The organism is Actinomadura sp. CNU-125 (genome assembly GCF_001942465.1).
Lineage (GTDB): Bacteria > Actinomycetota > Actinomycetes > Streptosporangiales > Streptosporangiaceae > Spirillospora.
This window is the reverse complement of sequence record NZ_MKJY01000199.1, coordinates 12,976-24,953: the sequence shown is the minus strand read 5'-3', so window position 1 is coordinate 24,953 and position 11,978 is coordinate 12,976. Positions and strand designations below refer to the sequence as shown.

Sequence of the window (11,978 nt, the reverse complement as noted above, 5' to 3'; positions counted from 1 at the left end):
ATTCGGTGACAACGCGCCACCATGTTGTTTAACAGTTCGCTCATCGATTGCCCATATTTGGCGACCTTGCAAGTCGCTGAACTATCTTGGAGGATCCGCCGTGACCAAAGAGCTGCCTGGCCCCGTTAACGACGACGATTCCGACCGTGAAGCTGTCGAACAGGAGCGCGCCAGACTGCGAGAGTTCGTTAAAGGGCTGAGCGCGGACGATATTAAATCGGGCGGCTGGTTCACGAAGCTCTGCACCCAAGCGCTGCGGTCGTACACCGAGAATGCCACCTGGGAGTACTTCAAGCAGAAGTACGAGGGTATGCCCGCAGACGGTATCGTCGAGCAGCAGATCAAGCTAGCGGCAAAGTATGCTGCGATTGAAGGTGGGATTAGCTCCAGCGTCTATGCCGGGACGATCGCCGCGACCATCGGCTCGTTGGGCGGCGCCAGCCCTGCCACTGTTCCAGCCGGAGTCGTCACGTTCATGGTCGATCTGACGTACATCTCCCAGTTGCAGATGCGCCTAGCCCACGACATCGCCGTGATTTACCAAATCCCCCTGGATGTGAACGATCCCGAAGACATGTTGAAGCTCATCCGAGTGGCATTCGGAATAAAGGCTGGAGAGGCTGTCCGGAGCGGTGTGACGAAGTTCGTACCCGGTTTGGTTCGGCAAGTACTCAAGAAGTACTATTCCGGTCCGGTTCTTGCCGCCGCGAAAAGCCTATCGTTCGTCGGGAAACACCTTCTTCAACGCAATATCATCAAGTTCGCTATTCCTGGCATCGGGGTACCGCTCACCATCTTGGTTAACCGCTACACGACCGTGATCGCGGGACGCCACGCCCGATCCGTATTCCGTGACGAAGCACGGGTGATCGAACTCGCGGACACTTTGATCCGACGCACCCAGCACCCGCAGCTGCTGCTGTGGGTCGCGTGGCTCGTCATTAACGCGGACGGCAAGATTGCTGACACCGAGCGCCTGCTGTTCCAGCAGCTGACGCGGCTTGCCAGGGAAAGGCATCAGGTCAGCGATGAGCATCTCGCCAACGTCATCGAAATCGACCTGGACGAGGTGTGGCACCGCGTCGACGCCGAGCCTGGGGATCTCAACGACGTTGTCTACGCCGCGGAACAGGTCGCTGCCGTCGATGGGGACCTCAACACGCAAGAGAAGGCAGTCATTGCCAAGCTACGAGATCGCTGCCAACACTGAATCCACTGTGCGTAGGCCCCACGAAGACTGAGGCGTGTCCTACCGACGTCGATCAGGCGCGGGCCTGGACTTTCTTGAGAGTGTCGACGCTCTCGACCTCCTGCGGAACAGCACCTCGACCTTGAGATCCTTTGCTGGGCGAAGGCTTGAACGTCCAAGCGGCAGTGAGCAAACAGGGACAGACCGCCGTTGTCGGACCAGCCATTGTGCACGGCGCCTGCCACGACTTCCACGAACGCCCCCGTCGTCGGCCTCAGGAAAAGTGACGCCTGCGAGGCGGGGCCGGGGTCGCGGTCGTCGATCCCGGCCGTGTTCGTCCGTCAGGAGGGCGGGAGAGCGGACGACCCGCAGGAACGCGGCCGACTCGTGAGGGGTGAAGTCGAGGTTGGGGGCCGCCGCAGCCAAGATGGAACCCTCGGTTCCGGACCGGAGGGCCGCCGACGCGCGGTCGGGGATCAATGATCACGACTCGACTGTTACTCCGCCGGTGACCAGGGAGCGGAGCGCAAGTGCGCGATGCTGCGCCGGCCACGGCCCTCCGGAGGACCGCCGACCGCCTTGCCCACCGCGACCATGGAGACGATCACCCAACCCGGGTTCGGGTCCAGCTCCTTGGTGAGCCCTTCTAGGTCGAAGGCCCGGAATTGGTGTGCGGCCAGCCCCATGGCTTGGGCTTGAACAGTCATGTGGGCGACGGCCTGGCCGAGGTCGTAGTCCGCGAACTCGGAGTAGAGCAACCGGGTGTCGCCGACGTGCCGACGCGTCAGCGTGACGACGAGCAGGCTCGCACCCGTCGCCCAGCGGGCCGAGCTCGGTGCAAGGTGCGAGCGCACCCGGTCGTGTTCCGGCTCACCGGGCCTGCCGACGAAGAAGCCCCACGGCTGGGAGTTCCCCGCCGACGGGGCCCACCGCGCGGCTTCCAGCAGCAGCCCGAGGGCGTGGTCGTCGACGACCGCCGAAGGATCGAAGCGGTAGGGACTGAAGCGCCCGGCGAGCAGCGGGTGTATGCCGCTGGGCTTCTGAGGATGGTGCATGATCCGCTGCAACCGGCGACCGCGAGCGCGTATTTCGGCCGGGGTGAGCGCAGCGCTCTAACAGCCTGCTGGCAGGAAGAGCCCCGCTACGGGGACGGGCCGGGATCGTGGTCGTCGATCCCGGCCGTGTTCGTTCGTCAGGAGGCGGGGGAGCGGACGGCTCGCAGGAACGCGGCCCACTCGTGGGGGGTCAGGTCGAGGACGGGGCCGGTGCCGTGCTGCTTGGTGTCGCGCACGCCGATAGTGCCGTGGGGGGAACGGCCTACCTCGACACAGTCGGTGTCGGGGTTGCTATAGCTGGACTTGAGCCAGCCGTTGTACTGCTGCGTCACGTGTTAGAGCCTGCCTGTTCGCTCAGCCGATCGGCCGTGTCCACGAGAAGCGAGAGGCTTTCGAGTGAGGGGAGAGCGGCCTGTCGGAGACGGTCGTGGAGACGTTCGTAGTGTGCCACCTCCCGCGGCCGGGAGTGAACGAGGTCGTGGCCGCGTTCTCCGCGACCACCGTCGTGGGGTCGGCCGGGTCGTGGAATGTGTAGATGGTGAAGGTCGAGGGTGGGAGTCGGCCCGGTGGCATGGTGGCGTCCACCGGTAGGACTCGGATGGTGAAGCGCGGCTGTCGGATGAGGACGTCCACCGTGTGACGGAGTTGCGCGACCATGACCGAGGCGGGGACGGCCAGTCGTTTCAGGACGAACTCGTCGAGGACGATCTCGCAGGACGGGCCGTCGGGTCGGAAGGCGATGCGCTGTCGTTGCTGCCGTGCCGCCAAGCTGCGCTTGGGCACATAGGTGAGTGTGGCCCCTTCGGCCTTGTCGAGTTCGATGAGAGCTTCGGTGAACTCCGGAGTCTGGACGAGGCCCGGGAGGGACATCTGGTAATAACCCCGGATGGTCGCGGCATCGGATTCGAGGCTCGCGTACATGCGCTGGCGAGCGCCCATGGCGTCGCCATAGGAATCCCACCAGCCGCGCTCGTGTGCTTCCCGGGCGAGGTCGAGCATTTCGGCCCACTTGTCGCCGGTGATCTCGAGGACGTCGAGGATCTTCATGACGTCGGCGACATCGGGGCGGCAGCGGGCGTTCTCCAGCTTGGAGATCGTCGTTCGAGAGCGGAAGATCCGCCGGGACAGCTCGTCGGCGGTCATGCCGTGCTGCTCTCGGAGGGAACGCAGCTCCGACGCGAGACGCTGGCGGCGTACGAAGGGACTGGGCACCGGTGTCCTCCATGATCGGGCCGGTGAGACCGGGGGTGGCGGGTGCCGACCGAGGGGAAATCGGCGTGTCAACTCAGAGTTAACACTTGAACTCGCTACGTGTCCTTGCTCGCGGCGCCTTTGTGTGCTCGATTCGGAAGGCGAGCGTTCGTCTCGTGAACGTGCACGGTGGGAACGTGCTGTTCATGGACAGTGCTCCCTGTGACGTCGTCGGTGGGCGAGCACTCGATCGCCGTTCGGGTCGGCTACCCAGCGGTTCGGCGGGCGGGGGAGTTGAGCGCTCGCTGAGGATGAGGGCGTTCGAGAGAAGGCCGACTTCCGTGAGGTGATCGATGTTGCTCGCCGTTTCCGACGCCACGCAGCCCGGGACGTCCATGTACTGGCGGCGCGGGTTCCCCGGCACGACCGACCAGGCCCGGGTCGTCCGGGCGTTCGCGGCGCACCTGCTCGCCGACTTCCCCGCGCTGGACGACGTCCTCCTCGTCGTGGACGAACTGGCCGTGAACGCCGTCCGGCACACCCGTTCCGGACGGGACGGCGGCCGGTTCACGGTCGAGATCTGCATGGACCTCGCAGGGGTCATCGTCTACGTCGCCGACGAGGGCGGGCCGGGGGTGCCGCGCCTGCGCGACATCACCGACCTCGTGGAGAGCGGCCGGGGGCTGCTGACCGTGGAGGCCCTGGCTTCGTCGTGGTCCTGGTCGGGGGACGTGCGGGGCCGCACCGTCCGCGCCACCTTTCCGCGCGTCGCGGCCGGTTCGGGCCGTCCGGAGGCTGGGTGAACCGCGGGACGGGCGGCCGTTACAGCGAACGGTCCAGGATTCCCTCGACGATTCTCATCAGTCGATCGCTCGTTCGGTCGATGCTGCCGTTCTGTGTGCTGACCTGCGCGCCTTCGAGCAGGAAGGTGATTTCGGCCGCGGCCTGTTCGGGGTCGGGCAGTCCGGCTTCGGTGCACATGGCGACGAGTCTCCGGGTCTGCAGGGCCTTGTGGTTCTCGATCACCTGCCGGGCGGGGTGGGAGCGGTCGGGCAGTTCGGCGATGGAGTTGATGAACGGGCAGCCCCGGTGCGAGATCCCCGGCAGCCCCTCGGCGATGAACCGGGCCAGCCCCAGGATCTGCTCCCGGGGGCGGCCGGGGTGGTCGGCCTCGACCCGGTCGAAGGCCGCCTGGTAGTCGGCGGCGACGATCCGCAGCCACTCCGCGACCAGCGCGTCCTTGGTCTCGAAATGCCGGTAGATCGCCATTTTGGTCGTCTCGGCCCGGTCGGCGATCGCCTGGAGGGTCACCCGCCGGATCCCCTCGCTCCGGAAGAGCTCTTCCGCCGCGTCGAGGATGCGCTCACGGGGCGGCAGTTTCGCCACCCTGGTCGGCCTTCCGGCGGTCGGTTGCGGGATTCTCACGCCCGTTACGGTACCAGTCCGGCTCGTGTGATACCGATGGGTATCGTTAGATGCCGGACGGTATCGTCTCTTGGCTGGGAGTGGCAGTGAACGTTTCCGAGTACGCGAGCTTCGACGCGGTCGGGCTCGCGAAGCTGGTGGCCGACGGTGAAGTGGCCCCTGCGGAACTGGAAGAAGCGGCGCGTGCGGCCGCAGGAACGGTCGATCCGCAGATCAACGCGATCGTGGAGACATGGCCGTCCGAGGGCGGGCCCGGCGGCGGGCCGCTGGCCGGGGTCCCTTTCCTGATCAAGGACATCGCCGTCTCCATGGCCGGGAGGCGGATGGAGATGGGCAGCCGTCTCGCGGCCGGTCTCGTCGCCGGTGCCGATTCCTTCCTGATGCGGCGCTTCCGCCGCGCCGGCCTGGTGACGTTCGGGCGCACCGCGACACCGGAGATGGCCTACAGCATCACGACGGAATCGGCGCTGCACGGTCCGACCCGCAACCCGTGGGACCTGGAGCGGAGCGCGGGCGGGTCGAGCGGGGGCGCGGGCGCGGCCGTCGCCGCCGGGATCGTCCCCGTCGCGCACGCCACCGACGCCGCGGGCTCGCTGCGTATCCCGGCCGCCTGCAACGGGCTCTTCGGGCTGAAGCCCACGCGCGGCCGGGTCTCCATGGGACCCGACGCCGACGAGGTCTTCAGCGGACTGGCCGTGCACGGGAGCGTCAGCCGGACGGTCCGCGACGGTGCGGCGCTGCTCGACCAGATCCGCGGCCCGGAACCGGGCGACCCCTACTTCGCCCAGCAGCCGTCCCGGCCGTACGCGGAAGAGGTCACCCGCCATCCGGGCTCGCTGCGGATCGGCGTCCTGCCCCAGGCGTGGGGCGGACGCCGCACCACCGCGCCGGTGGCCGACGGCCTCTCCCGCACCGTGCGCCTGCTCGAATCCCTCGGCCACCGGGTGGACGAGGTCGAGGTCGACCTCGGGGTCGACTGGGAGGAGTTCGTCCTCGCCACCGCCCGGCTGCTGACGGTGAACCTCGCGGCCATGGTCGACGGGCTGGCCGCCGCCTTCGACCGGCCCGTCGACTCCTCGACCCTCGAACCGGTGACCCTCGCCGGTCACCGTGACGGGCGGCGGGTCGGCGGCGCCCAGTTCGTCGGCGCTCTCGGGGTCCGGAACCGGGTCGCCCGAAGCCTGGCACGGTACTTCGACGCTCACGACCTGCTGCTCACCCCGACCCTGCCGGAGCTCCCCATGCCGTTGGGAGCCCTTGCCGAGGGCGCGGACGCGCTGGACGGCCCTGGCTGGATCGACCGGATCAACGACCGCTCGCCGTTCACCATGGCGTTCAACGTGGCGGGTACGCCCGCCATGTCCGTGCCCGTGACGGCCGATGCCGAGACGGGGCTCCCGATCGGGATGCAGTTCGCCGCCGATTACGGGCGTGAGGACCGCCTCTTCCGCCTCGCCGGTCAACTCGAACACGCGAGCCCGTGGTCGGGCCGAACTCCCACGGTGTGGGCGGGGGACCACAGCCCTTCCCCGGGGGTCACGGCGCAGCGGTGACCGCGCGGTCGCGCTCGTCGAGGCGGTAGTGCAGCTTCAGCACCGGGATCGACCATAGGTTGAGCGTGTGGTCGGTGCGGAGGACGTCTTCGGTGTCCACGTGTACGTGGAAACGTTCGTGCACGGGGATCCGCCGCGTCCACGCGCGGGGGCCGCGCTCGACGACGAGGTGCGCGCCGTCCCGTCCGCCGGGCGAGGTGAGCAGCAGGCCGCCGTCCGCCGTGACCTGCGGGCGGAGCAGGACGACCAGCCGTCCGTTCGGCAGCGGGAACACCACCCGCACGCGGGGCTGCGCATCGCCGGGCAGAACGATCGGCTGGTACCAGCCGCTGAAGACCGTGGTGCCGGTCGCGCGGAGGCGGCGCTGCCAGGACGCGCCGAGCGGCGTGCCGTCCGGGGCGGCCACGGGCGTGACCTCGCTCGTCATGCCGTGCGCCACGTCCATCGGACGGAGCGGCAGGGCGAGCTGCTGGAGCCGTCGGGCGAACAGCGCCGAGATCAGCCACCCGAACGGCCACGCCCACGGCGACCACTGCGACCACAGGTCGACCCGCCATCGGGTGGTGTGCTCGTAGAAGTCCCGGACGTGCGGGTGCAGGTCGTCCGCGTCGAACGCGGGGCCGTCGAGGGCGGTCATCGAGGGGAGCAGGCCCGCGTCGGCCTCGCCGTCGCGCACGCGGGCGCCGAGCCGTCCGGCCTCGCGGTGGAGCCAGGAGCCGCGGCCCCCGTGGGGCCCGGCGAGCCACGTCCGGTCGTGCAGGTCGACCGGACGGCCGGTCGTCCGCACCCAACGCTGCGTCAGCCGGTCGAGCAGTGCCCAGTTCGCGAGTCGCACGGCCCGAGCGTACGGGACGCGTCGGGGCGAGATCGGCAGTAAAGTCCGCGTATGTCGCGGCGGCGTTTCGATCAGGCCATTCAACACATGCGGGAGAAGGACGCGCGGGTCCGGGCGGACGCGTTCGATTTTCTGCGCGAGCACGCGGACGCGTACGTCGAGGAGCTGATCGCGGAGTTCGCGGCGGAGGACGACGACGGCCTGCGCTGTCTGCTGCTGGAACTCGTCGCCGAAGCCAGGTCCGTCCGGGCCTTGGAGTTGTTCCGCGAGCAGTTGGAGAGCATGGACGACTCGCTGCGGTTCTGGGCCGTTCGCGGCCTGGAGATGCTCGACACCCGCGAGGCGTGGCAGGAGTTGGAGCGGGCGCAGGCCGACGGCCTCATCGCCTGAGGTTCCCGTGGACGGCGAGGTCCGGCTGCAGGTTTCGATGCCGGTGGAACGGGATGCGGCGGGCGATTGGCTGGTCATTGTGCGCGTCCTGCAAGGGGACGCGCGACTGGGCGGCCGTCTGCATTCGGTGCGGGATGTGTCCGGCGCGGAACGGCCGGTCGATCTGACGGTGCGGCGCATCTGGTTCTACGGTCGCGAGATCGACCGGCTCGGCCCGGGATCGACGGGGAAACTTCAGATCGGCGGGGACGCCGGCGGAGTCGGCAACGGGTCCGTGCTCGTCGGGCGATGCGTCTAGGTTTAGTCATGCGGCTCGTCGGCGTCACCGGCCGCGCCCACCCGCTCGACGCGGCCGTCGCCTCGTCCGATCTCGACATGCTCTCCGAACGCTCGCTGCTGTTCGTCGCCGCCACCCGCGCCCGTGAGGACCTTTATCTGCCCTGTGACGGCACCCCCGGCCGCTCTGACCCGGCTCAGGGGAGGGACACGAGGTCGCCGTCGAACTTCTCGGTGGTCACCTTCGTTCCGGTGATGACGCTGACCCGGTCGTCGATCAGGACGACGACCCGGTCCCCGGCCGCCTCGAACATGGACGGCGCGTCGGGGGCGCTCGGCGCGAGCGGCACCTGCCGGGTGATCTTCTCGGTGGCCATCGAGTACCAGACGACGCGGTTCCCCCTGCCGTCGCGGACGAGCGCCACGATGTGCGTGCCGTCCCCGACGAACGCGGCGCCGTGCAGTTCCACGTCACCGGATCCGAGGGAGACCGTGCCGAGTTCGCCCGTTCGTGTGTCGAGGGTCCGCAGTTCGCGCTCCAGGTAGTCGCCCATCGTCTCGAAGACCAGGTCGCGGCCGTTCGGTGCCCAGCCCAGCGAGGACGCCAGGGCGCGGGGCGGGAGCTTCGTGACGCGGTGTTCCCCGGTGGCGGTGTCGACGACCGTGATGGTCCCCCCGGCGGAGTCTCCGCAGTCCCGGCCCGCGTAGGCGATCCGGCGCAGCCCCGGCGAGGCGGCGACCTGCCCCTGCCCTTCGCCCATCCGCTGCCGCACGGCCGTGCCGTCCAGTTCGGTCAGCGGTCCGGCCGGTCGTCCGTTGTCCCGCAGCGTGAGGCGGTGGAACCGGACGGTGCAGGCTTCGGGGTCGGCGGTGGTGAGGACGAACGTCCGGTTGTCCCCGGTGTCGGCGACGTCGCGGAAACCCGACGAGCCCTCGGGAACGGGGATCTCCGCGACGACCCGGCCGGTGTCGGCGTCGCGCACCGGCACCGACGGCATGCCCGGGGGCCACGGGCCTTCGAGGACGTAGTCCGCGCCCGCGTAGGAGGCGAGGGAGAAGCGCGGGGACGAACCGTCCCGCGTCCACGGTGCGACGATCAGCAGCGCGACGACGGCCGCCGCCACCAGCACGGCCGACGGCACCGCGAGCAGGGCGCGGCGCCGCCGCGGGGGCGGCGTGCCGGGCAGCGGCCGCAGCGCCTCGGGACGGACGGTCGCGGCGGCGTCGGACAGCGCCGACCGCAGCAGTTCCTCGGACGGGCGTGTCATCGTTCCTCCTCGTAACGGGCGCGGAGCGCGGCCAGGCCCCGGGAGACGGTGGACTTGACGGTGCCGGGCCGCACCCCCATCGCCGCGGCGATCTCCGTCTCGGAGAGGCCGATGTAGTAGCGCAGGACGATCGCCTCCCGCTGCCGGACGGGCAGCCGGGCCAGCGCCCGCAGGACGCGCCGCCGGTCGTCGGCGATCAGCGCGTCGGTCTCCGCCGACCACACCGGCTGCGGGGGCTGGAACAGCCGGTGCGTCAGGGCGCGGCGCCGCAGCAGGGTGCGGCAGGCGTTCAGCACGGCGGTCCGCGCGTAGGCGAGCAGGTCCGGCGGCTCGGCGGGCGTTCCGCCGCGCCGTTCGCGGTGCCGCAGCCGGGCGTAGACGTCCTGCACGACGTCCTCGGCGGTGCCCTGGTCGCCGACGAGCAGCACCGCGAGCCGTACGAGGGACACGTGGTGGGTGCGGAACAGCCCCGCGAGCCCGGCGTCGCCCGCCGGGCCGGGCCCTTCGGGCGTTTCGTCGCCGCTCTCGGCCGTGGGGGAGCCGCGATGATGCAACCTCATACCCGAAGAACCAACGAACCCGGGAAAGGTTGCTTCAGCGCCGCCGGTTTTTCGGACGGACGGCTCGGCGCGGGCGGTCGGGCTGGATGCGAAGCGCGGCGATCACGGTGGCGAGCATGTCGTAGTGGCCCGCGAGCATGCACAGTTCGACGCATTCGGGTTCGGTGAGGTGGGCGCGGAGCGCGGCCCACGTGGCGTCGTCCAGGTCGCGGTGGCGGTGCAGGGCGTCGACGGCGGCGAGGACGGCGCGGTCGCGGCCGGTCCATCCGCCGGCGTCCGGTCCGGCGACGACCCGTTCGACGTCGGCGGCCGAGAGGCCCGCGCGGCGGGCGAGCTTGGAGTGGTGCTCGAACTCGTAGGCGCAGTCGCGCAGGTGGGCGACGCGGAGGATCACCATCTCGCCCTCGCGCCGGGGCAGGCCCCCGGCGGGCATGAGGCGGGCGGCGAAGTGCAGCCAGCCGCGGAACAGCTTCCGGCGGCGGCCGAGGGTGAGGAAGAGGTTGGGCGGCGTGGTGCCCTCGACCAGTGCCGCGCCCCGGCTCACCAGCCAGGCGAGGGGCCCGACCTGGCGCAGGCCGCCGGGGGCGACGCGCGGTGCGGGGGGCTCAGCCATGGCGCGCCGACCGTTGTACGGCCCGGACGAACGCCCAGTTCATCGCGTGCATGGCCGCCTCGTACAGCCGGGGGCACAGCCGCTGGGCGAGGTGGCCGATACGGACGTCGGACGAGGTGAAGATCAGGTACCGGTCGCGTTCGACGCCCCGCAGGACGGCCTGGGCCGCGCGGTCGGGGGAGACCGCGTGCCGGGTGAACAGGCGGATCATGCGGCGTGCAGAGGGTGTGTCGCGGTCGATGCCGACGAGGTCGACGCTGTGCACGAGGGGCGTGTCGATGCCGCCGGGGCAGACGAGGCTCACGGCGATCCGGTGGCGGCGCAGGTCGAAGCGGAGCACCTCGCTGACGCCGCGCAGCCCGAACTTGCTCGCGCTGTAGGCGGCGTGCCAGGGCAGGCCGAACAGTCCCGCGGCCGACGACACGTTGACCACGTGCCCGCCCCGTCCGGCGGTGATCATCGGCGGGACGAACGCCTCGATGACGTGCACGGGCCCCATCAGGTTGATGTCGATCATGCGGCGCCAGTGCCGGTGTTCGAGCCGGTCCACCGATCCCCAGACCGAGACGCCCGCGACGTTCATCACGACGTCGACGCCGCCGGTGGCGTGGACGTGGCGGGCGAGCCGGTCCACGGCGTCGCGGTCGGCGACGTCGGCGGGCTCGGCGAGCCGCACGGTGCCCCCGGCGTCGCGCACCTCGTCGGCGGTGCGCCGCAGGCCCGCGTCGTCCACGTCGGTCAGCACCAGGTCGCGCCGCGCGCGGCGGCGGCCAGCGCGATGCTCCGGCCCAGGCCCCCGGCGGCGCCGGTGATCAGGCACGTCCGGCCGTCCAGCTTCGTCATGGGCGGGACGATAACATTTATAAACAGTGATGGCTATATATCGTCGAAGGACCGGGCCAGCCCGTGCACGAGGGCCCCCAGCGGTTCCCGGAGGGCGGTGAGCGCGGCGAAGTCGTCCTGGACGACCCGGCTGGTGGCCATGGAGACCACGGCGCCGAGCATCGCCTCGCACGCCAGCCGCTGCCGCGGTGTGCGGGCGCCCACGAACTCGGCGATGGCGTCGACGACCGAGCTCTGGAGGGCGATCCGGCGGCGCAGGAACTCGGGTCCGGCGGCGTACGCCTCGACGAGGAAGAGGCGGGCCAGGACGGGCTCGGCGGCGAGCGCGTCGAGGTAGGCGCCCGCGGCCCGCTCGATCGACTCCCAGCGTCCGGTGTCCTCCCGCAGGGCGCCGGTCACCCGCTCCAGCAGGGCTCCGGTGGCGGTGTCGTAGGCGGCGTCGAAGCAGGCGGCCTTGTCGGAGAAGTGCTGGTAGAAGGTCAGCCGCGACACCCCGGCGCGCTTGAGGACGTCCGCCACGGCGACGGCCGGGTAGCCCTTCTCGGCGGCCAGCTCGGCCATCGCGGCGACCAGCCGGGCGCGCTGGGAGGCGGAGACCTGTTCGCGGCTCAGTCCGTGCCGTCCGGGCGGGAGCTTCTTGCGCTCCCCGGCGGGTGAATCCATCAAAGCCTCCCGAGGGGACCGTCGCCTTCGGGCGACGGGTGAATTGGGGTCCCTGCAGGGACTGGCCCGCGCCGGCGGGACAGGGCCGAGCACGAAGTGCGCACTGGCTCCACCTTT

15 protein-coding genes are annotated in these 11,978 nt (G+C 70.3%); 5 read left to right on the top strand and 10 right to left on the bottom strand.

What is annotated here, in order from left to right; all coding sequences use genetic code 11:
- Positions 1–100 precede the first annotated feature (100 nt).
- Positions 101–1,210, top strand: a complete 1,110-nt coding sequence (locus tag BJF79_RS22650; protein WP_075900264.1) for a hypothetical protein — start codon at positions 101–103, stop codon at positions 1,208–1,210.
- 476 nt (positions 1,211–1,686) lie between these two features.
- Here BJF79_RS22650 and BJF79_RS22645 read toward each other — a convergent pair whose 3' ends face one another.
- The 3 genes from BJF79_RS22645 to BJF79_RS22635 form a co-directional block, all read right to left on the bottom strand.
- Positions 1,687–2,244 carry a nitroreductase family protein gene (locus BJF79_RS22645; protein ID WP_075900306.1) on the bottom strand — a complete coding sequence of 186 codons (558 nt, stop codon included), beginning with the start codon at positions 2,242–2,244 and terminating at the stop codon, positions 1,687–1,689.
- Between the two features lie 137 nt (positions 2,245–2,381).
- The gene (locus BJF79_RS22640; protein ID WP_075900262.1) at positions 2,382–2,576 is read right to left on the bottom strand and encodes a DUF397 domain-containing protein; all 195 of its coding nucleotides are present in this window, start codon (positions 2,574–2,576) and stop codon (positions 2,382–2,384) included.
- Between the two features lie 22 nt (positions 2,577–2,598).
- Positions 2,599–3,456 carry a helix-turn-helix domain-containing protein gene (locus BJF79_RS22635; protein WP_083733673.1) on the bottom strand — a complete coding sequence of 286 codons (858 nt, stop codon included), beginning with the start codon at positions 3,454–3,456 and terminating at the stop codon, positions 2,599–2,601.
- Between the two features lie 332 nt (positions 3,457–3,788).
- Between BJF79_RS22635 and BJF79_RS22630 the strand changes: the two genes are divergently transcribed.
- Positions 3,789–4,238, top strand: coding sequence for an ATP-binding protein (locus BJF79_RS22630; RefSeq protein WP_075900260.1), 450 nt, complete (start codon positions 3,789–3,791; stop codon positions 4,236–4,238).
- Positions 4,239–4,257: 19 nt separating this feature from the next.
- Here the strand turns inward: BJF79_RS22630 and BJF79_RS22625 are convergent, their stop codons facing one another.
- A complete protein-coding gene (locus BJF79_RS22625) occupies positions 4,258–4,821 on the bottom strand; it encodes a TetR/AcrR family transcriptional regulator (protein WP_075900258.1) in 564 nt (187 codons plus the stop codon).
- A 125-nt stretch (positions 4,822–4,946) separates the two neighbouring features.
- Here BJF79_RS22625 and BJF79_RS22620 point away from each other — a divergent pair, with 125 nt between their 5' ends.
- Positions 4,947–6,413 (top strand): amidase, encoded by a 1,467-nt coding sequence (locus BJF79_RS22620; protein WP_075900256.1) that lies wholly within the window; start codon positions 4,947–4,949, stop codon positions 6,411–6,413.
- On the opposite strand, the gene BJF79_RS22615 is transcribed toward BJF79_RS22620, so the two are convergent.
- A complete protein-coding gene (locus tag BJF79_RS22615) occupies positions 6,397–7,248 on the bottom strand; it encodes a hypothetical protein (RefSeq protein ID WP_083733671.1) in 852 nt (283 codons plus the stop codon). The genes BJF79_RS22620 and BJF79_RS22615 overlap by 17 nt on opposite strands.
- Positions 7,249–7,335: 87 nt before the next feature.
- Between BJF79_RS22615 and BJF79_RS22610 the strand changes: the two genes are divergently transcribed.
- Positions 7,336–7,638 (top strand): HEAT repeat domain-containing protein, encoded by a 303-nt coding sequence (locus tag BJF79_RS22610; protein WP_075900254.1) that lies wholly within the window; start codon positions 7,336–7,338, stop codon positions 7,636–7,638.
- Positions 7,639–7,645: 7 nt separating this feature from the next.
- Positions 7,646–7,936, top strand: coding sequence for a hypothetical protein (locus BJF79_RS22605; RefSeq protein ID WP_075900252.1), 291 nt, complete (start codon positions 7,646–7,648; stop codon positions 7,934–7,936).
- A 175-nt stretch (positions 7,937–8,111) separates the two neighbouring features.
- Here BJF79_RS22605 and BJF79_RS22600 read toward each other — a convergent pair whose 3' ends face one another.
- The 5 genes from BJF79_RS22600 to BJF79_RS22580 form a co-directional block, all read right to left on the bottom strand.
- Positions 8,112–9,182 carry a hypothetical protein gene (locus BJF79_RS22600; RefSeq protein ID WP_075900250.1) on the bottom strand — a complete coding sequence of 357 codons (1,071 nt, stop codon included), beginning with the start codon at positions 9,180–9,182 and terminating at the stop codon, positions 8,112–8,114.
- Positions 9,179–9,742, bottom strand: a complete 564-nt coding sequence (locus tag BJF79_RS22595; RefSeq protein WP_083733669.1) for a sigma-70 family RNA polymerase sigma factor — start codon at positions 9,740–9,742, stop codon at positions 9,179–9,181. The genes BJF79_RS22600 and BJF79_RS22595 overlap by 4 nt, the downstream gene beginning before the upstream one ends.
- 34 nt (positions 9,743–9,776) lie before the next feature.
- Positions 9,777–10,355, bottom strand: coding sequence for a carboxymuconolactone decarboxylase family protein (locus BJF79_RS22590; protein ID WP_075900248.1), 579 nt, complete (start codon positions 10,353–10,355; stop codon positions 9,777–9,779).
- Positions 10,348–11,100, bottom strand: coding sequence for an SDR family oxidoreductase (locus BJF79_RS22585; RefSeq protein ID WP_262402419.1), 753 nt, complete (start codon positions 11,098–11,100; stop codon positions 10,348–10,350). Before BJF79_RS22585 ends, BJF79_RS22590 begins: the two co-directional genes overlap by 8 nt.
- A 131-nt stretch (positions 11,101–11,231) precedes the next feature.
- The gene (locus BJF79_RS22580) at positions 11,232–11,861 is read right to left on the bottom strand and encodes a TetR/AcrR family transcriptional regulator (protein WP_075900246.1); all 630 of its coding nucleotides are present in this window, start codon (positions 11,859–11,861) and stop codon (positions 11,232–11,234) included.
- Positions 11,862–11,978 lie beyond the last annotated feature (117 nt).